The 25,943-nt window shown below is 40.4% G+C and carries 20 protein-coding genes; 12 read left to right on the top strand and 8 right to left on the bottom strand.

Translation table 11 applies throughout. The features are described from left to right. Positions 1 to 10: 10 nt before the first annotated feature. The 4 genes from ACE1CI_RS27500 to ACE1CI_RS27485 all read right to left on the bottom strand — a co-directional run bounded on the left by ACE1CI_RS27500 (position 11) and on the right by ACE1CI_RS27485 (position 5,458). Complete coding sequence (locus ACE1CI_RS27500) at positions 11 to 859, bottom strand: Npun_R2479 family HD domain-containing metalloprotein (protein WP_496615866.1); 849 nt, start codon at positions 857 to 859, stop codon at positions 11 to 13. A 228-nt stretch (positions 860 to 1,087) separates the two neighbouring features. Further along, a complete protein-coding gene (locus ACE1CI_RS27495) occupies positions 1,088 to 1,726 on the bottom strand; it encodes a type I restriction endonuclease subunit R (RefSeq protein WP_413263443.1) in 639 nt (212 codons plus the stop codon). 2 nt (positions 1,727 to 1,728) lie between these two features. Continuing rightward, positions 1,729 to 2,919, bottom strand: coding sequence for a low temperature requirement protein A (locus tag ACE1CI_RS27490; protein WP_413263442.1), 1,191 nt, complete (start codon positions 2,917 to 2,919; stop codon positions 1,729 to 1,731). A gap of 97 nt (positions 2,920 to 3,016) precedes the next feature. Further along, complete coding sequence (locus tag ACE1CI_RS27485; protein ID WP_413263441.1) at positions 3,017 to 5,458, bottom strand: CHASE domain-containing protein; 2,442 nt, start codon at positions 5,456 to 5,458, stop codon at positions 3,017 to 3,019. Between the two features lie 226 nt (positions 5,459 to 5,684). Between ACE1CI_RS27485 and ACE1CI_RS27480 the strand changes: the two genes are divergently transcribed. The 5 genes from ACE1CI_RS27480 (at position 5,685) to ACE1CI_RS27460 (ending at position 12,667) form a co-directional block, all read left to right on the top strand. After that, on the top strand, positions 5,685 to 6,092 hold the full coding sequence (locus tag ACE1CI_RS27480) for a hypothetical protein (protein WP_413263440.1): 408 nt from the start codon (positions 5,685 to 5,687) through the stop codon (positions 6,090 to 6,092). Positions 6,093 to 6,592: 500 nt separating this feature from the next. Next, positions 6,593 to 8,473: a tetratricopeptide repeat protein gene (locus ACE1CI_RS27475; RefSeq protein ID WP_413263439.1), complete on the top strand. Its 1,881-nt coding sequence runs from the start codon at positions 6,593 to 6,595 to the stop codon at positions 8,471 to 8,473. Between the two features lie 15 nt (positions 8,474 to 8,488). Next, positions 8,489 to 11,014: an FkbM family methyltransferase gene (locus ACE1CI_RS27470; RefSeq protein ID WP_413263438.1), complete on the top strand. Its 2,526-nt coding sequence runs from the start codon at positions 8,489 to 8,491 to the stop codon at positions 11,012 to 11,014. 32 nt (positions 11,015 to 11,046) lie between these two features. Then, complete coding sequence (locus ACE1CI_RS27465) at positions 11,047 to 11,538, top strand: DUF29 domain-containing protein (protein ID WP_413263437.1); 492 nt, start codon at positions 11,047 to 11,049, stop codon at positions 11,536 to 11,538. An 82-nt stretch (positions 11,539 to 11,620) separates the two neighbouring features. Then, positions 11,621 to 12,667, top strand: a complete 1,047-nt coding sequence (locus ACE1CI_RS27460) for a cysteine hydrolase family protein (protein WP_413263436.1) — start codon at positions 11,621 to 11,623, stop codon at positions 12,665 to 12,667. A 172-nt stretch (positions 12,668 to 12,839) separates the two neighbouring features. On the opposite strand, the gene ACE1CI_RS27455 is transcribed toward ACE1CI_RS27460, so the two are convergent. Beyond that, positions 12,840 to 14,078, bottom strand: a complete 1,239-nt coding sequence (locus ACE1CI_RS27455; RefSeq protein ID WP_413263435.1) for an RNA-guided endonuclease InsQ/TnpB family protein — start codon at positions 14,076 to 14,078, stop codon at positions 12,840 to 12,842. A 363-nt stretch (positions 14,079 to 14,441) separates the two neighbouring features. Here ACE1CI_RS27455 and ACE1CI_RS27450 point away from each other — a divergent pair, with 363 nt between their 5' ends. Both ACE1CI_RS27450 and ACE1CI_RS27445 read left to right on the top strand, forming a co-directional pair. After that, positions 14,442 to 15,488, top strand: coding sequence for a DUF4214 domain-containing protein (locus ACE1CI_RS27450; protein ID WP_413263434.1), 1,047 nt, complete (start codon positions 14,442 to 14,444; stop codon positions 15,486 to 15,488). Between the two features lie 186 nt (positions 15,489 to 15,674). After that, positions 15,675 to 16,502: a pentapeptide repeat-containing protein gene (locus tag ACE1CI_RS27445; RefSeq protein ID WP_413263433.1), complete on the top strand. Its 828-nt coding sequence runs from the start codon at positions 15,675 to 15,677 to the stop codon at positions 16,500 to 16,502. A 149-nt stretch (positions 16,503 to 16,651) separates the two neighbouring features. On the opposite strand, the gene ACE1CI_RS27440 is transcribed toward ACE1CI_RS27445, so the two are convergent. Next, complete coding sequence (locus tag ACE1CI_RS27440; RefSeq protein ID WP_413263432.1) at positions 16,652 to 17,539, bottom strand: hypothetical protein; 888 nt, start codon at positions 17,537 to 17,539, stop codon at positions 16,652 to 16,654. 279 nt (positions 17,540 to 17,818) lie between these two features. On the opposite strand from ACE1CI_RS27440, the gene ACE1CI_RS27435 reads away from it, so the two are divergent. The 4 genes from ACE1CI_RS27435 to ACE1CI_RS27420 all read left to right on the top strand — a co-directional run bounded on the left by ACE1CI_RS27435 (position 17,819) and on the right by ACE1CI_RS27420 (position 22,742). Beyond that, positions 17,819 to 18,322: a pentapeptide repeat-containing protein gene (locus ACE1CI_RS27435; RefSeq protein ID WP_413263431.1), complete on the top strand. Its 504-nt coding sequence runs from the start codon at positions 17,819 to 17,821 to the stop codon at positions 18,320 to 18,322. An 81-nt stretch (positions 18,323 to 18,403) separates the two neighbouring features. Continuing rightward, positions 18,404 to 20,926 carry a CHASE2 domain-containing protein gene (locus ACE1CI_RS27430; RefSeq protein ID WP_413263430.1) on the top strand — a complete coding sequence of 841 codons (2,523 nt, stop codon included), beginning with the start codon at positions 18,404 to 18,406 and terminating at the stop codon, positions 20,924 to 20,926. Between the two features lie 321 nt (positions 20,927 to 21,247). Further along, positions 21,248 to 22,336 (top strand): magnesium chelatase ATPase subunit I, encoded by a 1,089-nt coding sequence (bchI, locus tag ACE1CI_RS27425; RefSeq protein ID WP_413263429.1) that lies wholly within the window; start codon positions 21,248 to 21,250, stop codon positions 22,334 to 22,336. Between the two features lie 109 nt (positions 22,337 to 22,445). Beyond that, entirely contained in the window at positions 22,446 to 22,742 is a 297-nt protein-coding gene (locus ACE1CI_RS27420; RefSeq protein WP_413263428.1) for a hypothetical protein, read from the top strand. Here the strand turns inward: ACE1CI_RS27420 and ACE1CI_RS27415 are convergent, their stop codons facing one another. After that, entirely contained in the window at positions 22,743 to 23,162 is a 420-nt protein-coding gene (locus tag ACE1CI_RS27415; RefSeq protein WP_496615865.1) for a VOC family protein, read from the bottom strand. It abuts the gene before it with no gap. Positions 23,163 to 23,405: 243 nt separating this feature from the next. Between ACE1CI_RS27415 and ACE1CI_RS27410 the strand changes: the two genes are divergently transcribed. After that, positions 23,406 to 23,828, top strand: coding sequence for a tetratricopeptide repeat protein (locus ACE1CI_RS27410; RefSeq protein WP_496615864.1), 423 nt, complete (start codon positions 23,406 to 23,408; stop codon positions 23,826 to 23,828). An 867-nt stretch (positions 23,829 to 24,695) separates the two neighbouring features. Here the strand turns inward: ACE1CI_RS27410 and ACE1CI_RS27405 are convergent. Then, on the bottom strand, positions 24,696 to 25,805 hold the full coding sequence (locus ACE1CI_RS27405; protein ID WP_413265352.1) for a T6SS phospholipase effector Tle1-like catalytic domain-containing protein: 1,110 nt from the start codon (positions 25,803 to 25,805) through the stop codon (positions 24,696 to 24,698). Positions 25,806 to 25,943 lie beyond the last annotated feature (138 nt).

The following is a 25,943-nucleotide window of genomic DNA, read 5'->3' as shown; positions in this document are numbered from 1 at the left end:
TGATGTTGATTCACGCAGCCTCAACCAAGGGCATTTCATGTTCCACAACGAAGACATTGGCGTAAAGATTTGCCAAAATTTGTTTACCTTCCTGGGTTAATTCCAAATGTCTGAGTGCTTGATCGATATAAGGATAAACCACATTCCAGTAGAACTTGGCGTAATTATGGCGTACATCTCCGGGATGGCGGTAGCCGAGATTTTTGTTCACGCCTGTTTCTTCAAATTCGTAATAAAGTGCGCCAATTTTTTTCAAATATCTGGGGTCGCTTAATTGACCAATCAAATCAGCGGCGCGAACTAAACCGGGACAGTTTCCTTTATCTTGATGGTCTTCATCGTTGGGTACTGGGAAACGAGTTAATTCAATATTACATTGTATGGTTGAGGCATCAATGAGTTTGTGATAGCCAAAGCGTTCTTGAATAAACTGTTTACCTCGGTCTACATGATAAGGGGCTAAACTGGCATCAGAAGCTCCCGGGTTTAATCTGACCATTTCGCCGTTGATTCCGGTGGCGTATAAGTTTTCTAGTGGTTTATCTTGACGACAAACACCTTTAACATAGCCAATGTCATGGCACAACAAAGAAATGATGCCATGTAGCCAATCTTCGCAGGATATTCCACCTTCGCGGATGTGCTTACCCCGCATGATTTCTTGTCCTACGAGAGTGACTAAGATAGTGTGTTCAACGTTGTGGTAAAGGGCATCACTGTTGGCAATGTTTTCTAATGCCATGTTTCCCGCCCAAGCGATGATATCGGCGTAGTCTGGTTTCCATCCATAAATCCGCCGATAACCTTCGCGTAGTTCTTGGACGAAGCGATCGATAATTAATTGGGTAGCATCAAACATGATCGAATTCTTCTACTTGCGAGACATGACAGGTACTAGGGCAATTCAGATAATGGTTAGCTGTTGTGCTCTAGATCTATGTGAATATAATGAGCGGTTTTCTTGAAGAGCAGGGTGACAGTAGGCGTTTGTGGTTGTGACTTGAGTCTCAATCGTCTGAAATGTGGACGGTGAGTGCGGTATGAGTTTTTGTAGATTGTGTTAAGTGCCAAAGAAGCAGTTTTTTGGTTAAGATGCGATCGCAATCCGTCCCAAACCTTTGAGAATCTGCAACACATCATATAGTTGGTTGCGCCGAGGTAGGAGAGAAAATACATTAGATAATTCATATTGGGGAAATTCTTGAATTTGCAGTTTGACAAAGATAAAATTTCCGCCATTTGTTACCATCCCGAAAACTGGTCGTTCTGGATTGGGATTTGCCTGCATATAAGCTAATGTTTGTGGCAAAGCAAGTTCTAAAGAAAAGCTGGTTTCTTGGGATTCTATAACTACAATCCAAAGCTTTTCTTGCAGAATAAGTGCATCGATACGCCCTCGATAAATTACATCATCGCTTTTTACTGCAATTTGCACGCTTGTTTCAGTTTTAAACCGAAAGGGAGGCTCAAAAAATCCAGCTAAATCTAATAAGGGAGAGAGAACAATTAGTTTAATGGTTTCTTCTCCGAGTTGACTATCTGAGAGTTGGTAAAAGTATTTTTGCTGAATGGCATCAAGTGTTTGTTGTTCCTTTTCTGTTAGTTCAGTGTCAATATTTAGCCATTCAGGGAAAAATTGCTCGTTTGTGCTGCGTTGGAGATTGAATTGAGTTTGCAGTTGACTAAATGTTTTGAGGGTGCGCTCGATCGGGAAAGTTTGGGTCATGATTATTGTGCTGATTCCGTTTGCGGTTGAAAAGTTCCTTTGATTAAATCCAAAACGACTTGAATTGTACAAGCTATGCCTAACACAATCATTAACATTACTGGCGAAAATTGTGTTCCTGCAATGGCGATCGCTAAAATAAATGCGGCAGAACCTAGACGATAAGCGGCTAAAATTTTTCGTTTTCTAACTGTGCCTAAAGTGCAGGTAATGAGATGAATAATTGCCAGGGAAACTAGGCAGATAATGAGAGAAATGCAAATAAACCATCTCTCTTCGCTGGGCAATATTGTGGCTTTTTTGGCAGAGACAATAATATGTTCTACTCCTACACCAGTACCAGCAATTCCAATTGCTAAAGGGAGATGGGAATATAGCCAAAGTAAACCTTTTCCCACGTTTCCAGTACCCATTGCCCGTAGGGGAGAACCATCTACACTATCAAAATAAATCCACCATAAACAAAAGGCTATTAGCATTCCTAGTAAGGCGACTGCGGCTGATGCTATGCCCCATTGTAGTTGGGCGACTCCTCTAACTACGGCTATTACTGCTTCACCTAATACAATGATGGTAAATAATCCTAAACGTTCGGGAATATGGGAAAAATGGGGGGGAATTTGGGCGACTAATTTTCCGGCGGTTAGGGGTGTGCAAAAATCAATAATTAATGCTACTACCCAAAGTGTAAATCGCCAAGGAACTGGGATAAAACCTGATATTAACCAGATAGCAGCGGCGATGCCAAAACCTTTGGCGTACCAGTTGGTTAATTGTCTTGCTTGGGGGATAAAATGTCCGGCGCAAAGATATTGAAAGATTAAAATACTTCTAACAGCTACGTAGGAAAGGGCAAAGGCGATCGAGTTTTCTCCTAGTCCATCATGGACGTTGATAGCTAAGATGGCGATCGCTACCATCTGTATTAATGTCAATACTCTATGGGGAATATTTTCTGTATCAAATCTGGTGGCGTAAAATGTTGCACCTACCCAAGACCACCAAATTGGGACGAACATTAGTATGTAGCTAAAAAAGCCGGAAACTGTGAGATGACCGTGTAGATAATGGGCGACTTCGGCGATCGCAGCGACAAAGATTAAATCGTAAAATAGTTCTAGCCAACTAGCACGTTTTTCTTTATCCTGTTTCTCACTCAATAAATGTGGTCGTTGCCATAAGCTTTTCGACATTTGTGGATCTCCATGCTTTGCCAAAACAATTTTAATCGGTAAAGCTGCGAAATTTTTGTTATTAGGATATCACTTTAGCCAAGGTGATTTTATATACTCATTTCTCACTTTTTGTTTTCTGTTGTTGATTCATGGGAATTTCAATCATAAATTCTGTACCTTGTCCTAATTCTGATTCACAACTTAACATACCACCATGCTTGTCTACTACGATTTGATAACTAATAGATAATCCCAAACCTGTTCCTTTACCTACTGGTTTAGTGGTAAAAAATGGGTCGAATAGTCGCTTTTTCGCTTCGGGAGTCATACCAGGGCCATTATCAGCTATTTTGATTAAAACTCGCTGGGGATTTTCTGTTGTTCCTTCGCCGATAACGGCGGTTAAAATTTTAATAAGACTGGGTTTATTTTCAATTTCTTGGGGAGAACGCTGTTCGTTGTAAGTATCTAAGGCATCGATCGCATTACTAATAATATTCATAAATACTTGATTGAGTTGTCCGGCGTAGCATTCAATTTTGGGCAATTTCCCATATTCTTTAATTACTTCAATAGCTGGATGATTGGGTTTGGCTTTTAAGCGATTTTGTAAAATTAATAATGTGTTATCTATGCCTTCATGAATATCTACCGCTTTCATATCTGCTTCATCGAAGCGCGAGAAGTTGCGGAGACTTAATACAATTTGCCTGATCCGTTCTGCGCCGATTTTCATAGAAGATAACATTTTTGGCAAGTCTTCGACTAAAAAATCTATTTCATTAGTATCATAGTAGTCTTGAATTTCTGATGCCGGATTGGGATAATGGCGCTGATAGAGATTAATCAGTTCGATTAACTCTTGGATATAGTTGTCGGTATGTGATAAATTGCCATAAATGAAGTTGACTGGATTATTAATTTCATGGGCTACTCCGGCGACTAATTGACCCAAACTAGACATTTTTTCGGTTTGAATAAGTTGGGTTTGAGTTTTTTGTAATTCTTTTAATGTTTGCTTTAATTGATTGGCTTTTTCCCGTTCTCTAGCTGCTAGTTTATGTATGGCTGCTTCGGTTTGTTTGCGCTGAGTAATATCGTTGTTTATTTCCAACATGGCGATCGCATTTCCCCGCTCATCTCTTTGTAGAGTCCAACGACTTTCTACGGTAATTTCTGTACCATTTCGCTTAGTATGAATTAACTCACCTTGCCAATATCCTTTTGCTAAAAATTCAGTAAAAACTTCTTCACGAGATGTGGGAAAAATGGTTTGCAATAATATATGAGTATACTGACCAATACACTCAGATCTTTTCCAACCATAGAGCCTTTCTGCGCCTTGATTCCAATAATTAATTCGGTTCTCTAAGTCACGAATAATAATGCTATCATTAGCTAAGTCCAGTATTTCCATATTTTTCTGTAAATCTTGCAAAGTTTCTCGAACTTGTTTGGCTTGTAATGTGCGTTCAAAAACTAATTTTTCCACTTCCGAAGTGTGATGTAATGAACTTAGTAAATAAGCAGTAACAAGCCCAGTCAAAATTAAACCACTAAACAGCGTTACCCAGGATCTCCAAAAAGCTTGGATGCCTACATACTCGGCTTGGGGAATTAGCAAAAGTGACCATTGGCGATCGGCAACATTCAGGGTACGAGTACAGAAATTGTAGTTACAGAAAGACCCAGTATTGATATGTTCTGAAACTGTGCGATCGATATCAGTTATTATTTGTTTGTTACTCGAAACATAAAAAGATAAAAAACGTTCTTCATCGGTAGCAGAATTATCCAACAAATAAAAGTCGATATTATTTAACTGCACTCCGGCTAAAGCAGCTTTCACAATATCATAAATTTGAAAAACCGCTATGGTAACTCCTTGGAAATTCTTCTGGCGAGATTCTAAAGTATTCAGAGTAGCACCAGGGCTGTAAATAGGTTGAAATGTTAAAAAGCCAAGTTGTTTTGTAGTAAAAATTTTAATTCTCTCTGTAGCCGCCATTTTTCCTGTATCTCTGGCTTTTTCTAAAGGAATACGACGAGAAGATTCAGAATTTAAATCATAACCTAAAGCTCCAGCTTGGCTTTGTCTAGCTTCTATATAAGTTACGGGAAAATATTCTGGGCGCTCTTTGGCTCTAAACATTTTACCGTTGGCTCCACGTTCGACAATTTCAAAGTTAGGATAACCTTCGGCTCGAATTGCTTGCTCGTAAGTTTGTCGCTCAGCTGCTGATACCCGACGTGACCAACTAAATGCTAAAATACCCGGATATCTAGTCATGAAATCTTGAACAAAAGTAGAAAATTCTTGTCGCCCAACTTTTTCTGATGCTGCATAAAAGCTACCAGTAGCACGGAGCATTCCCAAGTTAGTATCGATACTTTGTTGCATCGCCGTTGTTAAATTATCTGCTTGGTTTTTGAATTCAGCGCGGTGGGTTTCTTTTTCCCATTTTGCTACAGTGAGGGCAGCAAAAATTGATAGAAGCGTACCCACAGCTAAAATTAACCATGCGGGAGTGTAGCGGCGCTTTTCTGGTGAAGCCATATCGATCGGTTTATTGTTTAATAAATACTATTCTGTATTAATATTTACTCAAATGTAATCAGTAAGATTGCTATTCTATACCACAGGTAAACACTAGGGCACAAACATCTCAAGAAATTAAGCTGATTAAAACTATTATTAAAATCTATGAGAGCCAAAATAATTTAACCACTGTAAATTAGCAATGTGCCAAGATGGGAAAAGTGTTTACTCAGTTCGCTACTAGATGACTTCAACCGATCCTTTGTTAAATTCAACCTTGCAACGCCTGCGTGAGTTACGGCAAACGCTGTTGCGTCTTCACAAGGCATTACTCGATTCTGAACGAGTTGAATACGAACAGTTCCACGGACGCATTAAGTCAAGCAACGAGTTTTTTCAATTAGTGATTGGCGATGAGTGGTTTAGCTGGTTGCGTCCTATCTCTCAATTTATTATTCAGATTGATGAGTTTTTGGGTTCTAAGGAACCTGTGACTTTGAATGAAGCTAATCAACTTTTAGAACAAGCACGAGTTCTCATCCAACCATGCGCGGAAGGAACTTTGTTGGAAAAGCAGTATTTTCGCGCTATTCAACGCGATCCTGACATTGCTTTCATGAATGCAGAAGTGACAAAAATGTTGGCGAAATAAAGGCAACGGGGACTAGGGGACTAGGGGACTAGGGGACTAGGGGACAAGGGGACAAGGGGACAAGGGGACAAGGGGACAAGGGGACAAGGGGACAAGGGGACAAGGGGACAAGGGGACAAGGGGACAAGGGGACAAGGGGACAAGGGGACAAGGGGAAGAAAGAGAATTTTTATCTTCTGCCTTCTGCCTCCTACCTTCTGCCTCCTGCCTTTTGCCTTATAAATAAAAGAGCCTGGAGGCATGAGTTCCAGGCTTTTTTTCTGTTAGTGTGTGTGTGAGGAGCAATACGAAACTTATTTTTATATTGACTCTTTGAGTTGTCAAAACTGTGACGGTGGTACGTCAATCTGATGAACTCGAAGAACCAAGTCTCCAATATTTTTTCCCTACACCCTAACCCCTACCCCCTACCCCCTGCCTTTAAAGATCGCTTTTCGGTCTTCTCCCAGAAGTTGTGGTTTTCGAGCTATCTTAAAGCAAGACCCCGATTGCACAAGCTTATGTCCGACTCTCTTTCTCTGCGCGATCGCTATTTCGCTTTAATTGATGAGATTGTTCAAACTACCTTGAAGGGAAAAATTCGCTCGAAACAGCAGGTTTATCAGATGTTGCTGCGCGGTATTACTGCGGGAACGGGAGAAATTTTTGAGCAATGTTTGAGCGATCGCGTTAACGCCACACAGTCGGAAATTGACAATCCTACGGATGAGCTCAAGCAAGCAAAAGCGACTCGCGTTTTGCGGGCTCTGCAAACTATTGAAGGCGAATGGCAACGGTATCACCAGGAAAATCTGGTGGCTTCGGCGATCGCTACGTCTACGAGTGCTATTGTGAATGCTGAGGCTGACAATCGCTTAATTGCTTTGTTGCAAGCGATCGATCCCAATCAAGCTCAACCTTTAAATTTAGACCAAATTCAGCAGTTAGCAACTTCTCTGCAAAAACAAGCGCAAAATTCTTCTAATTCTGAATTAAATGAACAACTTCAGCAATTAGCTTTAGGTTTAACTGAGGGTTTAAAATCTTGGGGCAAGTTACAAGAACATTTGGTTAGCTGGATTTACGATCAAGGTCGAGGTAAATTAGGTTTTGAAGGTGTTCCTGGGGATAGTGGCCCTTGGAGTTTATGGGCTTCTTTAGTAGATAATCCCTTTCCGAAAGCGGTGTTTCAAAGTTTAGCATTAAATCAGTCTGTCACGGAATTTGTTTTTCGACAAACTGTAGAAGTTTCGGCTTTTGTGGAATTGGCGGTAATTTTACAATGTTTACAAAGAGGTTTGGTTAATTGGTTTGACAAACTGGTTTATGATGCTAAATTTGGCGCAAAGCTTTCGATTTCTACTTTTATTACTTTTGCGTTAATTTGGTCACAGTTGGCTAGCGGTTTTAGTGCGAGAAATACTTTAAGTAATGGCTGTTTTCAAGTAACGTTGCAAATTCTCCGAACTTTCGCTCAACAGAAGTACTTTCCTTTGTACGGTGGTATTTTTGCTTCTTTTAGTGGCGATTATTTGCGATCGGCAATTAGTTATTTAGATGAACCTTTGCGAAGGGTTGAGGGTACGCAAGAAAAGGCGCGAATTCTCACTTTGTTGGGTTATTCTTCCGGTGCGATCGGACAATACGATCGAGCGATTTCTTTCCACGAACAAGCTTTGGTAATTGCGCGATCGGCAGAGGATCAACCTTGCGAAATTGCCAATTTTAATCATATTAGCCGGATTTATGTAGCGCAAAAAAATTACTCGGAAGCGATTAGTTACAGTCAAAGGGCGTTGATTTTAAGTCGGCAAAGTGGCGATCGCTTGGGAGAAGCTAACGCTTTGGCAAATCTCGGTTACAGCGAGGTTTTTCAAGCCCAAGAATTAGATCGATTAAACACAGAAGTTTATGAGGGCGCAATTAATTATTTGCAGCAAGGTTTAGAGTTATTAGAAAGATTGAGCGATAGCTATTTGGCTGGATATACAATCCAACAAAGTAAAGCTTTTTGTTGTACAAGTTTGGGGATAGCTTACATTGTTTTATCTCAACCTCAAGCGGCGATTTCTTACTTAGAAACTGGCTATCAAGCGGCGGGAATTTCTGGAGATTTGTATTTACAAGGGTTGAATTTGGCTTATTTGGCAGAAGCTAATTATAGTTTACATGAAATCGAAAAAGCGATTTACTATGGTGCAACAGGGATGTATCTTTTAGAGCGCATTTCTTCTCCGCAATGGCGACAATCAGCAGGATTACTGACTATTATTAAAGGACAAATTGGTGCAGATACGTTCCAAAGTGTATTGGAAAAAAATCGATCGCAATTTCTCCGGCAAATAGGGGTAGATGGATATGATTACATACCGCAATTATTGAGAGAATATCAAGGTTCGTAATCAAGGTGAGGTAAGATGGAAAATAGTTTTGCTGAGGCGATCGCTTTTTACCAAAAGTCTATTGAATTAAATCCTCAAGATTGGGAAGCTTACAAAAATCTAGCTAATCTTTGGGCAATTAATGGTAATTTAGACAAAGCAATTACTTATTACCAAAAAGCCATTAACTTAAATCCCAATTTAGCCGAAGTACATAACAATTTGGGTAATTGCTTTTTGGCGAAGAATCAGTTAGAGAATGCGATCGCAGCATATCAAAAAGCTGTCACCCTCAATCCTAAATACCCGGAAGCTTATTATAATTTGGGTAATGCTTGCAAAGCTAAAGGTGATTTAGCAACAGCGAAAAGTCATTACCAAAAAACCATTTCTTTGAAACCTAACTTTCCCGAAGTTCATAATAACTTAGGGTTGATTTTGCAAGAAGAAGGTTATCTGGCAGAAGCGATTAATTGCTACGAACAAGCAATTAAATTAAAACCTGAATATGCAGAAGCACACAACAATTTAGGTAACGCTTTTGAAGAGGAGAATAATTTAGAAAAAGCTATTGCTTGTTATAAAAAATCTTTAGCTTTAAACCCCAATTATATTGATGCTTATAATAACTTGGGTAATGTATTGCTAACTCAAGGTGAAGTTGAGAAAGCGATCGCTTGTTACGAAAAAGCTTTAGAATTAAATCCTAACTACGTGCAAGCACATTATAACTATGCTAATGCGCTCAAAGATCAAGGTAAAGTAGAGGAAGCGATCGCCAAACTACAGTATATCTTAACCTTAGATCCCAACTTTGCCGAAGCCCATAGAAATTTAGGCATCTATTTATTAATAATTGGAGAATTTGCCAGTGGATTTGCGGAGTATGAATGGCGCTGGTATACTAAAAAATATCGCAAAATTACTTCCTTAGAACCACTTTGGCAGAGTGGAGATTTACAAGGCAAAAAAATTCTCCTCCTTTGCGAACAAGGTTTTGGCGATAACATTCATTTTATCCGGTACGCCCCTTTAATTGCTCAACAAGGCGCACATATAACATTAGCTTGCTATCAAGAATTATACCGATTATTTAAAACTGTTTCAGGCATTGAGCAAATAGTAACTTCGGGAACAACAGTTAAATATGATTATTGTGCGCCCACAATGAGTTTACCCTATCTGATGGGGACTACCGCCGAAACAATTCCGACAAATATTCCCTATTTATTTCCCCCAAAAACATCTTCGATTATTTTAGAATCAGCCCGAGACATCAATCTTAAAATTGGTATAGTTTGGGCGGGAAATCCAGGGAATCCAAACGATCATAATCGTTCTTGTAGTTTACTACATTTTCTCCCACTTTTAGAGATTCCAGGCATTACTTTTTATAGTTTACAAAAAGGTACGAAAGCGCAGGAGTTAACAGCGTTAAATTTAACCGGGAAGATTCAAGACATTGGCGAAAAAATTAATGATTTTGCTGATACTGCGGATGTGATAAGCCAGCTAGATTTGGTAATATGTGTAGATACATCAGTTGCACATTTAGCTGGCGCAATGGGCAAAACTGTATGGGTTGTATTATCAAAAGTAGCTGATTGGCGATGGATGTTAGAAGGAGAAAATAATCCCTGGTATCCAACTTTACGCTTGTTTCGCCAAACTAAATTAGGAGATTGGCATCCGGTATTTCAAAGAGTAGCTTTTGAGTTAGAAAAATTGGTTAATCAATTAAAAAATAAAGCGATGGAAAATAAATTACCTGAACAAAGTTTACTTCCTGCTAATGGATTTAACAACTTGAAAAAATGCCGTCACGGAGTTTTACTTTATAATATTAACGATTTGGAAGTAGGCAAATCTTTGTCAGCTTACGGCGAATATAAAGAAGGCGAGATTGAACTGTTACAACAAATCATTAAACCTGAAGATTTAGTAGTAGAAGTTGGTGCAAATATTGGAAGTCATACGGTTTATTTAGCTCAAGCAGTTGGAAAACAAGGAACAGTTTTAGCTTTTGAACCGCAAAGAGTGATTTTTCAAAATCTTTGTGCTAATTTAGCACTAAATAGTATTACTAATACTTACGTTTATAATGTGGCAGTTAGCGATACATTTTCTGCGATAAACCTGCCTGTATTGGATTATAGCAAACCTCATGATTTTAGTAAATTAGATATTAGTGAAGAGGGGGAAAGTGAAGTTGCCCAGACTATTACGCTTGATAGTTTAAATTTGCCGCGCTGTCGGTTAATTAAAATAGATGTTGCCGGAATGGAGTTGGCTGTTTTACAAGGTGCAATTAACACAATTAAAGCGTTGAAGCCAATTCTTTATATTAACTACCAACCTAAAAATGATAAAAGTTTAGTAAATTTTTTGGCTGAGTGTGGTTACAAATTGTATTGGCATAAAATCCCAATTTATAACCCAAATAACTATTTAGGAAATCCCGAAAACCTTTTTGGTAATGCTGAATCAAATAGTATTTTTTGTGTTCCGCCAGACTTCGAGTTAAAATTGGATAATCTGAAACCAGTTAAAGTTAATAAATAACAATCGAATTAAAGCCCTCTGAGGAAGAAACTATGAACCTTCCACCGATCGACCTATACGAAACTGACTTTTATGCTTGGACTCAAAAACAAGTTCAGTTATTACGTCAGCGTGACCTAAATAATCTAGATATTGACAATTTGATTGAGGAAATAGAATCTTTGGGTAAACAGGAAAAACGAGAATTAGTTAATCGTCTAGGAGTTCTAATTGGACAGTTATTAAAATGGGAATATCAACCCAATAAAAGGTCTAAAAGTTGGCTTAGAACAATTCGGGAACAGCGCCGAAAAATTACTGATTTACTGCAACAAAATCCTAGTTTAAAGCCTTACTTAGATGAAGCGATAAAAAAAGCTTACCTAGATGGAGTTGATTTAGCAGTTGAGGAAACAGATATCGGAATACAAGCTTTTCCAGCAGAAATTTCCTATACTTGGGAACAAATAGAAAACCAGGACTTTTTACCAGGACTTATTAGTGAAAATGACCAAGATTGGCTCAAAAAAAGCTATGGAATTTGACATAAATAACTGCAATTCAGCGAGGATTAAAGCGACATTAGTTAGGAATTTGCGTTAATATTAATAAATAGGAGATAGTGAGATGAGAACAACAGAAATAACCAAAGAGTTACCGATTCCGGCGCACTTTGATGCTAGCAAAGTAGGGGAAGTTTGGCGAGTACCTTACCAAGAAAGAGCAGCAGAAGCAAAAAGTTGGGCGAAACAACATAATATTCCCCCTGCATTAGATGATAAAAAGCGGATTTGTTTATTAATTATCGATCCCCAAAATACATTTTGTATTCCTGAGTTTGAATTATTTGTGGGTGGGCGTTCTGGTAAAGGCGCAGTTGAAGATAATATTAGATTATGCGAATTTATTTACCGGAATTTGGGTGTAATTAGTTCGATCGCACCCACAATGGATACCCATACCGCCATGCAAATTTTTCATCCGATATTTTGGGTAAATGCAGCAGGCGAACACCCCACACCAGCAGCAACAATTATTACTTTAGATGATGTCAAAGCCGGAGTTTGGCAAGTTAACCCAGCAGTCGCTTACAACATAGCAGATAACGATTACGAAAAATTACAACAACACGCCTTTCACTACGTAAAAAAACTTAGCGGCGATGGCAAATATCCTTTAACAGTTTGGCCTTATCATTCTATGTTAGGTGGTATTGGTCACGCCTTAGTTTCCGCAGTGGAAGAAGCGTTATTTTTCCACAATATTGCTAGGTGTAGTCAAACGATTTTTGAGCTAAAAGGTAACAACCCTTTAACGGAAAATTACTCAGTCTTACGCGCCGAAGTTTTAGAAGATACTAATGGTCAACCGATTGCCCAGAAAAATGTTAATTTAATTAAGCAACTTTTGGAGTTTGATGCGGTAATAGTTGCAGGACAAGCGAAAAGTCACTGCGTTGCTTGGACTGTAGAGGACTTGCTGACAGAAATTAAGGCACAAGACGCGAAAAAAGCCAAAAAAGTCTACTTATTGGAAGATTGTACCTCCCCAGTAGTTATTCCGGGAGTAATTGATTTTACAGAACAAGCAGATGCAGCATATCAAAAGTTCGCTGAGGCGGGAATGCACATCGTTAAATCTACAGATGCGATCGCCAATTGGCTAGATTTGTAAACTTTTATTTTGCTCCTAGACCTTAGTTTTCACTCACAACTAATCCCATGACAGAATAGGAATTACAGGCTAATTAACTCTGGCAAAGTCAGAATTTCCTACTGAGCAAGTTTTGCCAGTAGTCAAAATAAGGTTGTGATTACAAATGGGATGGATTTGACACTCACCGAGCCTAAAGGCACGGTGATTCTTCATTCACAGACTCAGCTTGCTTTGACAGGATTGCTCCAGCCAAAGTAGAGACCAAATCTCCTGAAGCGTTCAGATCGTTCGACTGAGCGCTCACGCCGAAGTCTAAGATCCAAGTTCCGGTATGCCCTACCGTACTCAAGGCTACTTTTAGAATATTGATTGCCGCGTTCCAATCCCTATCTAATACAAATCCACATTTACAGACATGGGTTCTGGTTGACAGAGACTTTTTGACTATTGCGCCGCAGCAAGAGCATTCTTGGGAAGTTAGTCGCGGATTAACTGCAATAGTTATCTTGCCAAACTTCACCCCAAAATACTCCAACCATTTTCTAAATTGATACCAACCTGCATCATTAATAGAAAGGCTGAGACAATGATTCTTGACCAAGTTCTTTATCCTCAAATCTTCGTAGGCAATCAAATCGTTAGATTGAGCTACGCAACGCGCCACTCTTTTGGCGTGTTCTTCACGTTGCCTACTTATTTTGAGGTGTACTCGCCCTAATCTATTAATGGCTTTTTTCCGATTGGCAGAGCCAATATTTTTACGAGAAACCCGCTTTTGTCTAAACTTTAAGCGTTTCTCACCTGTTCGATAAAATCTGGGATTAGGTTCACTATGCCCGTTGCTGTCTGTGTAGAATTCTTTCAATCCCACATCTAAACCAGTAGCTTTACCTGTTGGATTTGTTTCTACCTTGTTATCTAAAGTAATTAGAAATTGAGCATAATACCCGTCAGCACGACGCACCAACCTAACTCGTTTTATCTGTTCTATTTGATAGAAGTTTAAGTCCCACGTCCCTTTTAGTCTTAACTTGCCAATTCCCTTTTTGTCGGTGAATGTGATTTGTTTCCTAGTTTCCGAAAGCGACCAACCAGAAGTTTTATACTCAACTGAGCGACAGTTTTTCTGGAATTGTGGATAACCTTTCTTTCCCGAAACCTTCTTTTTGCAGTTGTCATAAAACCGAGATATTGAGCTATAAGCCCTTTCTATAGAGGCTTGGCAAGCACTAGAATTTAGAGCATTAGCAAAAGGGAACTCATGCCTAATAGCCTTGCTTAGACGATACAACTCTTTTTGTCCTACATTTTTATTGTCCATCCAATGACGAATGGCTTTGTTGCGGATAAATTGAGCCGTTCTTATCGCCTCATCAATGGCTGCATATTGAGTTGTTTTGCCCTCTACTTTAAATTCTAAAGCGATCATTTGCGTGAATAACTCCTACGCAAAATATTATAACGCCATCAAAGCCGTCCTGCAAGGACGGGGCTTTAAACCCAATTTTCTTGGTAAATTCCATCTGGGTGCTTAAAGGGCTGGGTTACTCTAGCCCTTATTTATATTTATGCCAGAATGAAATTACCAGTCATAATATCAACCATGCAAAGGGAACTAAAGAAGGATGACAACAGTCAGATCAAATTGTCATCCTAAATTTATAGAGTACAACGAAAGTCTTTACTGTCTGGTTCTGACGATATTAACTGTGAGCAATAGCGGGAGCAGCTATTATGTCAACAACCGGAACTTTTTCACCAAAAAGTATATCAGTAACTAGAGAACAGTCAAATGAACTTAAAAACTATAACAACTACTACCATTATCATTGGTTTAGGATTAAGCGAGCCATTGTCTGCCGAAACTATAGAAAATGCCAAACAGACAGTAGCTAATGCCAAACCAATCAAAGTGGATTTGTCAAATTCTAGCTTACCCAGTGCCAACGCCAAACAGTTGTACATTCGATTTGGTATTCAGCCATATTATGTCAACCCACTTTATTGGTCTTGGGGTCTGTTTTTTGGCGATTACTACGACGATTACTACAATCCTAACTTTTTGGGTTATCGCTATTATGACGATCGCTATTATGGCGATCGCTATTATGATGATGACGATCGCTACTACGGACGGCCCTATCGTCGAGAATACAACTATTACTATTCGGTCGATCGAATCGGTGATATCTACCGCGAAGTTCTCGGACGTGAACCTGATTATAGAGGGTTAAGAACTTGGTTAGGAGAACGCAGAAGCGGAGACTCTTTGCGCGACATCCGACGTGATATTGCTCGCAGTGATGAAGCAGTCGCGAGAATTAATCAAATTTACCGAGAAGTACTAGGTAGAGATGCCGATCGAGAAGGAATTAGAACTTGGACAAATCGTTTAGCTTCTGGTGCGAGTTTATCAGAAGTGCGGCGCGACATTGAAAATAGTCCCGAAGCTCGTTCTTTCAGAAATAGACGTTACCCAGCGTACAATCCATTTTTCAACAATGTACAACCCGGAAGGTACATACCACCCAGAACTGTTTACCCACCGACAAGAAGCTTACCTGGGAGAAATTATTCTGTACCCGTCCAAACTTTCCCCAGAAACATTGTACCCACAGTGACTTATCCCAATAGAAGCTTCCCACCTGCTAACTTTTCACCATCTCAGAGAACTCCTTCTCAAAGAAGTTTACCCGCCCAAAACTATCAGCAACCTACAAGGAGGTATTCACCTGCAAGAAATAATTCACCCACAATAGATTATTCAATACCCAGCAGAAGAAATAATGGTTCTACTTTCTCACCGTCAATCCAAGCTCCTCCTCGGGGTCTAAAATAAACTCCACTCTGAGGAGCCAGCAAATTCCATTTATTCATTCATGATAGGATTTACGCAGAAAAACCCGGTTTCTATCCAAAATCGTGGGTTTGGATCGGCAAGGTTAACACTCCAAACCGGGTTTTTGAGCCACCCTGCGTAAGTCCTGCATTAAAGAACACTTGTTTTAGTTTGAGATCGCTTAAAATGAAACTACAAATTCTCACAGCTAGTTTGTTACTTTCCACCTTGGGATTATCCTATTCTGCACAAGCCCAAGATTTTCGAGATGTCCGCAGATTGATTAATACTGGTAGTTGTCGCAACTGTGACTTGAGAGGTGCAGATCTCAGAGGTCGCGATTTAAGAAATGCCGATTTACAAGGTGCGGATTTGGAAGATGCTGACCTGAGAAATGCTAATCTCACAGGCGCTAATTTAAGAGATGCTAACCTCAGAGGTGCGGATTTAGGAAATGCAAATCTGAGAGATGCGATTACCCGCAATGCAATTTTTGATAATGCGAATTTGCGAGGAAGCGATCTGGAAGGTCGATTTGGCGATCGCTACAGCGATCGCTACAATGACCGATCTAGAGATCGCTACAATGACCGCAACGATCGCGATCGTTTTGGTAGTCGCGGCAACAACTATTATCAAGAAGACATTCGCCGAATTTACCGGGAAGTTTTAGGTCGTGAACCTGATTCAGAAGGTTATAGAACTTGGTCTAATGTCTTAAGAGATGGTACTTCTGTTAGCGATGTTCGCTCTCGAATTGCTAACAGCGACGAAGCAAGAACACAAATCAATCAAATCTACCGGGAAATCTTAGGTCGTGATGTTGATTCTAGCGGATTAAGAACTTGGAGAAATCGTCTTGCTTCCGGTGACTCATTAAATGATATCCGCCGCGATATTCGTAATAGTCCAGAAGCTAGAAACAGACCAAATCAACCTTTCCCGCCAACTCGATCGGATTTTCCACCCTCAGTTACTCCAGGACCAATTCAAGCACCACCGATTCAAAGATAATTGCTTCCGGGACTAGGGGGTAGGGGGTAGGGGTTAGGGTGTAGGGAAAGCGATGGAGAACTTTTCCCCTTTAAACCTGACTCTTTTCCCTACCTCCTACCCCCTAACGCCCACACCCTACACCCCGTCCGTCCATACGGCGGGGTAGTTCATGTCAAAAGGAAAAATCCCGCACCACTATCTTGTTGAGCAACTTGTAGAGAATTTACGCCCTCCACAGCTGCAACCAAATCTCCTAAATAGAAAATACTCAGACCGCTAGTGCGATTTCCTGTGACACCAAACGCACCTGTAGTAGTAGTATAGTCATTTGGTGAACCTGCTAATTGCAGAATATCTTTTCCTGATTCAAAACCAACGATGTAAGCATAATCGTTATTTCCTTGACCAAGATAAAACCTTTGAATTGTTGAGTTAGATCTACTTCTGCCAAAACCTACGCCAAATCTATCCGATCCGCTATTACCAATTAAAACATCTACTTCGCCTGTTCCTAAACTTGTAGGAATTGGATCTGGACTACCTGTAACTCTGGCATTAATATCTACACTAATACCTACTATGGCAGTTCCTGAAGGCCCCAGTCCGGTAATAATATCACTACCTCTAGTTCCCGAAAAGAAAGGTGTATATCCTTGAAATCTGCCCTCACGATTGTATTGAGCAATTGCGGAACTAAATTGTCCTAAAAGTACTGCCCGCGACACATTAGGATATAGTCCATAGTAATAGTTTTCGTTAAATCCCGGTGTCGGCTCTACTATGGAGGCACCGGGTCGCCGTTCGGTTTCTCCAAACAAAATAAAATGTTGTAAACCTGACGAAAACGCTCTGCTATTTACAGCTGCTCTGACATCGGGGTTAGCATTTAAATATCTTTGTTCATCCCAAGAAGATGATACAGCAGTCCGACCTTCCCCTAAACCAATTAATTGAAAATGTTGCAATCCTGAAGCAAAAAATCCTTGGGAAACTGCCGCTCTAACATCAGCATTATTTGCCAAGTAAGTTTGTTCATTAAAAATAGCGAAAGTCATTTGATTCACCCCTAATTTGCTGTGATTTTATTCAGAAAATTTGCAGTTGTTAAACATTAATTGCATCTTTAATGGTAATTTGTCAAGGATTAGGAAAATTATTTAAAATGGTTTTTTTGTAATATTTTTGATTTAGCGATCGCCTTTAATCAGGTCACTTTTTCCACCCAAGCAAATTTTAAACAGCCCTTGAGATGGGAGTTTTTTTTAATCGCCAATCGCCAATCGCCAATCTAAAATCAATAGACTGCTATTATCAGCTAAATGGGAATTTTGCTTATGAACAGAAACATTTTCTTCACTGTATCCTTGTTAACCTCCTTAATTTTAGGATTAGGGACTTGGGCACAAGAAATCGACCCAGTAGAACGACTATTAAACACAAAAGAATGTTCCGGGTGTGACTTAAGCGGAGAAAATCTGAGTAATTTGGATCTGAGTAATGCGAATCTGAGTGGAGCCGATTTAAGCAATGTTAATTTGAGAAATAGTACGCTAGCTGGTGCTAACTTGAGCTATGCTACTCTTAGAGGTGCTAATCTTACCCTAGCCGTACTAATTGGTGCTAATTTGAGTGGTGCAGACCTCAGTTACGCCAATCTCACGGATACTAATTTGTTCAGAGCCAAATTTACTGGAACTACAGGTGCAGACTTTACGGGTGCTACTTTTAAAGCCACCATTATGCCCAATGGTACAGTCAAAAATCCAGTAACAAACGCTACTCCCCAACCTGAACCAATGCTAACCCCGCCCAAGCAGTCACCTGCTCCACTGCGCTAGGATGTAAGTCCAAAGGTATATTTTGGAGTTAAATTTTCCCGTCTATTCGGTTCGCTCTCACCCTTTTTGCACCAAATCACAGTGCTAGCTAAACTTTCTGGTAAATTAAGTCACTTATTGTCTTATTGGCAACGTCCCAACAATTCGCCAATCAGCTATAAACCCGTAATTTTGGCAAGTATTGGTGTAACAGCATTGATACTTGGGTTACGACAAGGGGTGACTCTTTCGTTACCTCGAATGCGGTTAGCATTAAAAATCGAGGCGTTGGAGTTAGGAACTTACGATCAGTTTGTGCGATTTGCCACGCGATCGACTAATGTAGAATCGGAGGAAGCAAAAAAAACTGACCCACGTTTATTAGTAGTAGCTGTCACCGAACAAGATATTCAAAACCTGGGACAATGGCCGATTCCTGATGGGAAAATGGCTCAGTTACTTAGCTTACTGGAAAAACATAAACCGCGTGTAATTGGTTTAGATATATACCGAGATTTACCAGTAGCACCGGGACACGATAAGTTAGTGAAATATTTACAGAAAAGCGATCGCTTAGTAGCCATTTGTAAACAAAGTGACTCCAACAGTCCCGGAGTCGCACCTCCGAAAGCATTATCTCCCAAACAAGTAGGCTTCAGCGACTTAATAATTGACACAGATGGGGTAATCCGCAGAGCCTTATTATTTGCCAGAAAAGAACAGGGAAAATGCACCACATTTTCGGCTTTTAGTTACCAATTAGCCAGTAGATATCTTGCCTTTGAAGGTATAGAACCTTTCAAAGCAACATCACAGGGAGATTTAGGATTTCGCAGCCGCAAAACAGCGGCAAAGGGAACAAAAATTAAGCCTGTAGTTTTTCAGCCGTTAGATGCTAATGCGGGTGGTTATCAAGGCGTAGATGTGGGTGGTTATCAAATTTTGCTCAAATATGATGCAGAGGAAAATGTAGCGCGACAAGTCACCCTGACACAAGTTTTAAATCAGCAAGTGCCAGAGGAATGGATACGCGATCGCGTCGTGTTGATCGGTGCCGTAGCTGGCAGCATTGACGACGCATTTTATACACCTTATAGCGCTGCCCAAACCCAACAACATAAAATGGCAGGAGTGGTAGTTCATGCTCAAATTGTCAATCAAATTATTAGTGCAGTTTTAGATGGTCGTACTTTACCCTGGTATTGGCCTAATTGGGTAGAAGGTTTATGGATTTGGAGTTGGGCAATAATTGGCGGCGTGGGTGCTTGGAAACTCCGTCATCCCCTGGTTTTGGGAATTTCGGGAATTGCCGCTTTTGGGGTTTTAAGTAGCGTTTGCTATGGTTTTTGGTTGGATTCTGGATGGGTGCCTTTAGTTCCAGCCGCATTAAGTATGGTGACTACTGGCGGAACAGTAGTAGTAATTGCTGCTTACCGAATGCACCAAGAACGAGAAAAAATGCTCAATTGGGTAAAAGAACGAGAAGAAACAATTGCCCTTTTATCCACCATGTATAAAGGTAATCTTACCAATAATCAACCAAATTCTCAGACTACTGAAACCGCAACAACTGCGGCGACTGTCCCGATCTCCTCTGCCAAAAATATTAGTGCAATTTCGGCCCAATTTAGTGAGCGTTATCAAATTATTAAAATTTTGGGTCAAGGTGGTTTTGGCAGGACGTATTTAGCCAAAGATTTGCAAATTCCAGACAATCCAATTTGTGTAGTTAAACATTTAATGCCAGCCAGAAGAGATACTAAATTTTTAGAAGTAGCGCGGCGTTTATTTCAAACTGAAGCGAGAATTTTAGAAGTGTTAGGGCAGCACGAGCAAATTCCGGCACTGATGGATTATATCGAAAAAGAAGGCGAGTTCTATTTAGTAGAAGAATATATTCCCGGAAACGCGCTGAGTGAAGAATTGTATGTGGATCGGCGGTGGGAAGAAACGAAAGTGTTCGATTTACTAGAAAATATTTTGCCGATTTTAGATTTTATTCATCAACATCATGTAATTCACCGGGATCTGAAACCGGGAAATATTATTAGACGGACTTCAGATGAAAAATTAGTGTTAATTGATTTTGGTGCTGTGAAACAAATGTTACCAACAGAAGGTGGGAAAACGGAAAGTCAAACGGTAGCGATCGGTACGAGGGGATATGCGCCCCCAGAACAATTAGTGGGACATCCGCGCCCAGCAAGCGACCTTTACGCATTGGGAATGATTTGTATTCAAGCACTGACAGGAATTCAACCCCATGATTTATTGTTACTGCAAGATCTGGAAACGGGGAATTTGAATTGGCGACATTTAGCTAGGATTAGCGAGGAGTTAGCCCTAATTTTGGATCGGATGGTGCAGTATCATTTTAGCGATCGCTATCAGTCGGCTTTAGCTGTACTGACCGATCTCCATTCGATCGATCGTTCTAAACTCAATCCCATCCCGATAGAAGCTGATTTTAACGAAAAAACTGCCGTTGTACCCACCACAGAATCAGATCCCACCTCGATAATGCCAGGGTGGAACCATTTCCCAGCTAATAACCAATCAAATAACGCCCAAGAACAACTAGATAATCATCCGACAAAGCTCGATCGAGAAACCAACCGAAGTTAAAGTTTGATGGTCGATACTCTGTGGCACAATGAAAAACGATTGGGTCATTGGTCATTTGTCATTGGTCATTAGTCATTTGTCATTGGTTATAACAAAGGACAAATGATGCAATTTGCCAAAGATTCATCTAAAAAATTATCTCCTTCACAAATCACAAATGACCAATGACGCATGACAAATGACCCACAGATCTGGCAGCAATGGAGGTAGAACCTCCTTTGATCCTCGTTCCCAGGTTCAACCTGGGAACGAGAAACAGAGGCTCCGCCTCTTGGTGCAAGATCTCAGAATGACAAATTGAGCACTTTTGAGGGAACCGCGTTGAGTCTGACTGCTACAGCGAGCACAAATAATATTAAACCAGCCACGAGACGGGTAGTTTTCCCGTTTACGGCTATTGTTGGTCAAGAAGAGATGAAATTGGCACTGCTATTAAATGTAATTGACCCTTACATTGGCGGTGTGATGATTATGGGCGATCGCGGTACTGGTAAATCTACCACGATTCGCGCCTTGGCTGACTTACTCCCAGAGATCGAGGTGGTAGCTGACGATCCTTTCAACAGCCATCCTGAAGATCCCGATCTCATGAGTGATGCGGTACGGGAACGCATAGCGCAACAAGCGTCCATTCCCGTAGCTAAGAAAAAGGTAACGATGGTTGATTTGCCTTTAGGGGCAACGGAAGACCGGGTTTGCGGTACGATCGACATTGAAAAAGCACTTTCGGAAGGTGTGAAAGCCTTTGAACCAGGATTATTAGCTAAAGCTAATCGTGGTATCCTCTACGTTGATGAAGTCAACTTGTTGGACGATCACTTAGTAGACGTTTTGCTGGACTCAGCGGCTTCGGGATGGAACACTGTGGAAAGGGAAGGAATTTCCATTCGACATCCAGCACGTTTTGTTTTGGTAGGTTCAGGAAACCCCGAAGAAGGGGAGTTGCGTCCGCAGTTGCTCGATCGTTTTGGAATGCACGCCGAAATTCGCACAGTTAAAGAACCTGCACTGCGAGTTCAAATTGTGGAACAAAGAGCAGAATTTGACCAAGATCCACCAAAATTTACCGAAAAATACATCCAAGAACAAGAAGCTTTGCAACAAAAATTGCTCAAAGCCAAAGATTTATTACCATCAGTAGAAATTGACTATGATTTGCGGGTAAAAATCTCAGAAGTGTGTTCTGAATTAGATGTTGATGGCTTGCGTGGTGATATTGTAACTAATCGCGCCGCTAAAGCACTAGCAGCTTTTGAAGGAAGAACACAAGTAACGGTTGATGACATTCGCCGAATAATTCGCTTATGTTTGCGTCACCGTTTACGGAAAGATCCTTTAGAATCAATTGATTCAGGTTATAAGGTGGAAAAAGTTTTTAATCGGGTGTTCGGTTTAGAAGTTACTCAATAACTTCGCAGCTTGAATAAAATTAATTGTTAGTGGTTAGTTTTGACTATTTAGCCACAACTAACTACTAACCGATTTTTAGAAAAATCAAAATTTAAAATTAAAAGTCGATATGCGTCTTTGGCAATTTTGGTGTAATAGTTTATTTTCTTCTACTCAATCCGATCCTCCCAGGTTTGTAGAGGTAATTATGCTACTTTTAGCAATAGCTTTACTGGGACTTTGGGGAATTACTGAAATCTGGGGTTATTTAGCTTTAAGCTTAAGTTATGTAATTTGCTCATCTGTATCAGTAATAGTTAGGGAGTCGATGGCACCTTCAACCTATCCCAGGTTAACTCAAGTAGTAGCATTTTTGTTGTTGATTATTAGCATTTATAGCTTTGCTAAGTTAATTTATCAAAGCTAACTAACGGTTTGATTGATGAAGAATTAAGCGATTACCAGCAGGGTCATAAGCATAAATTTCCCTACCATGAGAAGCAGTAGTAATTTCCCCTGGTGGTGGGTATCCTAATGCGGTGAGATGTGCGATCGCACTCGACAAACTTTCCACCTCCAAACACAAACTCATCCCACTTTGATGGGAGTTACTAAACTCCGCAGAATGCTGCGTTTTCGGTTGAAAAATCCCCAAACGTAACCCACCAGTCAACCGAAATTCACCATAAACATTAGGGATGTAAGGTTGAGGTTCCTGATTAAATAACTTCCGATAAAAATCAATTACCTTGGGAAAATCTGCAACTCCCAAAGTAACAAAAGCATCAGTCATGGCGGGGATTGGGGACTGGGGACTAGGGACTGGGATTCCTGATAAATCAAGCATTGCATCAATTAATCATGTTTACTTGTCACTTTATGTACGAGAGAGCCAATTTTTCCGGTTTTGACGCACAGGACAAACCATAAGTTTACCCAAAATTAATAACTAGGAACTTGATTTAATATTAAACTTAATTCTTTCCCAGTCCCCAGTCCCTAGTCCCCAATCCCCAATCCCCGAACATTTGTAGGTGAAAAAACCGCACCCCATGAATCGGAAAAGATTTTCCACAATGGAACTGTAAGAATGGAAATTTACCCAAATATTATGAACATTTTTGAGCAGAACGAACAAAACCCGGAATTTTGGGATGGTCATGGTTGCGCGTTGTGTGAAAATGAAAAATATGGCGAAGCTTTAGCAGCTTTTGAGAAAGCAATAGCGATTAATCCGAATTATTGCCAAGCGTGGAATAACCGAGGAAATGCTTTTTGTGGGATGAAACGTTATGCAGAAGCATTATTCTCTTACGACAAAGCTGTAGCGATTAAACCAGATTATCATCAAGCATGGTTTAATCGGGGGTTATTGTTAGCAGAAATGCAAGCTTATGGAAATGCGATCGAATCTTATGAAAGAGCGATCGCAATCAACCCAGATCCGCGTTATATTCACGCAAGAGAAAAAATTTGGTTGAACAAAAAGCTACACACAACAGTAGAAGCATAAGCAAAAAAGTTCGTTGTTCCCACTTGAGTGGGAGTAGCGCTCAAGCGCTTACAACAAACCTTTGTTCGTTGTTCCCACTTGAGTGGGAGTAGCGCTCAAGCGCTTACAACAAACTTTTGTTCGTTGTTCCCACTTGAGTGGGAGTAGCGCTCAAGCGCTTACAACAAACAGAAAAAGTTCGTTGTTCCCACTTGAGTGGGAATAGCGCTCAAGCGCTTACAACAAACAGAAAAAGTTCGTTGTTCCCACTTGAGTGGGAATAGCGCTCAAGCGCTTACAACAAACCTTTGTTCGTTGTTCCCACTTGAGTGGGAGTAGCGCTCAAGCGCTTACAACAAACCTTTGTTCGTTGTTCCCACTTGAGTGGGAGTAGCGCTCAAGCGCTTACAACAAACAGAAAAAGTTCGTTGTTCCCACTTGAGTGGGAATAGCGCTCAAGCGCTTACAACAAACAGAAAAAGTTCGTTGTTCCCACTTGAGTGGGAATAGCGCTCAAGCGCTTACAACAAACAGAAAAAGTTCGTTGTTCCCACTTGAGTGGGAATAGCGCTCAAGCGCTTACAACAAACAGAAAAAGTTCGTTGTTCCCACTTGAGTGGGAATAGCGCTCAAGCGCTTACAACAAACAGAAAAAGTTCGTTGTTCCCACTTGAGTGGGAATAGCGCTCAAGCGCTTACAACAAACAGAAAAAGTTCGTTGTTCCCACTTGAGTGGGAATAGCGCTCAAGCGCTTACAACAAACAGAAAAAGTTCGTTGTTCCCACTTGAGTGGGAATAGCGCTCAAGCGCTTACAACAAACAGAAAAAGTTCGTTGTTCCCACTTGAGTGGGAATAGCGCTCAAGCGCTTACAACAAACAGAAAAAGTTATTTATTGAGCAGGTCGATAAATTCTTGGAGATTTTCTGGCAAATAATCGAAGCGAGTGTTTAAGCGTTGTCTGATACTGGAATGAACCTTAATATGGGTTCCGCGAATCCGTCGCCATTCCTCCCCTCCTAAGATAAAAGGAAAGGTAAGACTATTGTCAAAATCGATTAATGGTTCAGGATAAATCCCAAATCTTGTCGTTTTTCCTTCTGAATCAAAGTCACGCTCGATTTTGCTTCGATCGCATTCTAATTCCACTTCCTTGGCTCTTTCTATCATCCAGGCTAAAGCACAATCGGATAAACCTTGATAACCTTTAGTTCCACCGCCTACACAACCATGCTCGCCGATAAACCAGACTTCTTCTACCCTTTGGTTGGGATTTTTGCTATTCTTATCCATTCTGGTTGAAGGAAAACTTTTGCGTTTTTCATCAATAGCAACTGCTTGAAAAGCATTTTCCACAATTGGACTAAGTTTAGCATCGTAGAACAGATATTTTTGATTAATCATTTTCTCTATAGGCAACCAAGGAATTATATCGGGCATACCTAATGCTCCAACAGTATCCCAGCAACCCAACATTTTGATTGGGACTCGATTCTCCATATAGAATGGTTGCTCAGAAGTCTGCTTAGATTTAGCAGATTTAGCGTAATTTTTCCGAAAATCTTTCGCTTCTTGATCGTCGGGATGGATTTGGCGATCGCGGTAAATTTTATACGCTTTAGGGGTTTTCCGAATGTGTTCGCGATGTAATAAACCCGAACAATAAATCATCCCCGCTAAACAACGAACAATATATGCGCCTCGACTAAAGCCAAACAAATAAATTTCATCTTCGGCTTGGGTATTGTAATTAACACATAAAAAACGATAGGCATCCTGAATTAATTTGTCAATTCCCCAGCCAAAAGCTCCTCCGCCTAAAGTTTGCCAAAGACTACTGTCTTCTGTGCCTAGTCCTTGTTGATAAAATACAATTTGTGGGGTTCCATCGTCAGCAATATATTTTACTGATTGAGCTAATTTTACGACATTTGTCGGGTAAGAGCTTCTCAGTTCGTTCCAAGTACCGTCACAACAGACAACCAGGCGTTTTTTCATAAAACTCTCCTCTTTATATTGGGCGATTTTTGATTTTTATCTTTAGCTTTAGCCACAAGTTTTCTCACCTGAACTCCGCAACAGCTTATGTCGATTACCAAAATGTTTGCTCCAGATGCTTTGTTGGAGCGGGTTTTG

The organism is Floridaenema flaviceps BLCC-F50 (genome assembly GCF_041929275.2).
Taxonomy (GTDB): domain Bacteria; phylum Cyanobacteriota; class Cyanobacteriia; order Cyanobacteriales; family Aerosakkonemataceae; genus Floridanema; species Floridanema flaviceps.
This window is presented reverse-complemented; position numbering and strand designations above follow the sequence as displayed.

Bases quoted from the DNA above. Each gene is read 5' to 3' on its own strand.
- ACE1CI_RS27500 (WP_496615866.1), bottom strand. From the start codon at position 859: ATGTTTGATGCTACCCAATTAATTATCGATCGCTTCGTCCAAGAACTA.
- ACE1CI_RS27495 (WP_413263443.1), bottom strand. From the start codon at position 1,726: ATGACCCAAACTTTCCCGATCGAGCGCACCCTCAAAACATTTAGTCAA.
- ACE1CI_RS27490 (WP_413263442.1), bottom strand. From the start codon at position 2,919: ATGTCGAAAAGCTTATGGCAACGACCACATTTATTGAGTGAGAAACAG.
- ACE1CI_RS27485 (WP_413263441.1), bottom strand. From the start codon at position 5,458: ATGGCTTCACCAGAAAAGCGCCGCTACACTCCCGCATGGTTAATTTTA.
- ACE1CI_RS27480 (WP_413263440.1), top strand. From the start codon at position 5,685: ATGACTTCAACCGATCCTTTGTTAAATTCAACCTTGCAACGCCTGCGT.
- ACE1CI_RS27475 (WP_413263439.1), top strand. From the start codon at position 6,593: ATGTCCGACTCTCTTTCTCTGCGCGATCGCTATTTCGCTTTAATTGAT.
- ACE1CI_RS27470 (WP_413263438.1), top strand. From the start codon at position 8,489: ATGGAAAATAGTTTTGCTGAGGCGATCGCTTTTTACCAAAAGTCTATT.
- ACE1CI_RS27465 (WP_413263437.1), top strand. From the start codon at position 11,047: ATGAACCTTCCACCGATCGACCTATACGAAACTGACTTTTATGCTTGG.
- ACE1CI_RS27460 (WP_413263436.1), top strand. From the start codon at position 11,621: ATGAGAACAACAGAAATAACCAAAGAGTTACCGATTCCGGCGCACTTT.
- ACE1CI_RS27455 (WP_413263435.1), bottom strand. From the start codon at position 14,078: ATGATCGCTTTAGAATTTAAAGTAGAGGGCAAAACAACTCAATATGCA.
- ACE1CI_RS27450 (WP_413263434.1), top strand. From the start codon at position 14,442: ATGAACTTAAAAACTATAACAACTACTACCATTATCATTGGTTTAGGA.
- ACE1CI_RS27445 (WP_413263433.1), top strand. From the start codon at position 15,675: ATGAAACTACAAATTCTCACAGCTAGTTTGTTACTTTCCACCTTGGGA.
- ACE1CI_RS27440 (WP_413263432.1), bottom strand. From the start codon at position 17,539: ATGACTTTCGCTATTTTTAATGAACAAACTTACTTGGCAAATAATGCT.
- ACE1CI_RS27435 (WP_413263431.1), top strand. From the start codon at position 17,819: ATGAACAGAAACATTTTCTTCACTGTATCCTTGTTAACCTCCTTAATT.
- ACE1CI_RS27420 (WP_413263428.1), top strand. From the start codon at position 22,446: ATGCGTCTTTGGCAATTTTGGTGTAATAGTTTATTTTCTTCTACTCAA.
- ACE1CI_RS27415 (WP_496615865.1), bottom strand. From the start codon at position 23,162: ATGCTTGATTTATCAGGAATCCCAGTCCCTAGTCCCCAGTCCCCAATC.
- ACE1CI_RS27410 (WP_496615864.1), top strand. From the start codon at position 23,406: ATGGAAATTTACCCAAATATTATGAACATTTTTGAGCAGAACGAACAA.
- ACE1CI_RS27405 (WP_413265352.1), bottom strand. From the start codon at position 25,805: ATGAAAAAACGCCTGGTTGTCTGTTGTGACGGTACTTGGAACGAACTG.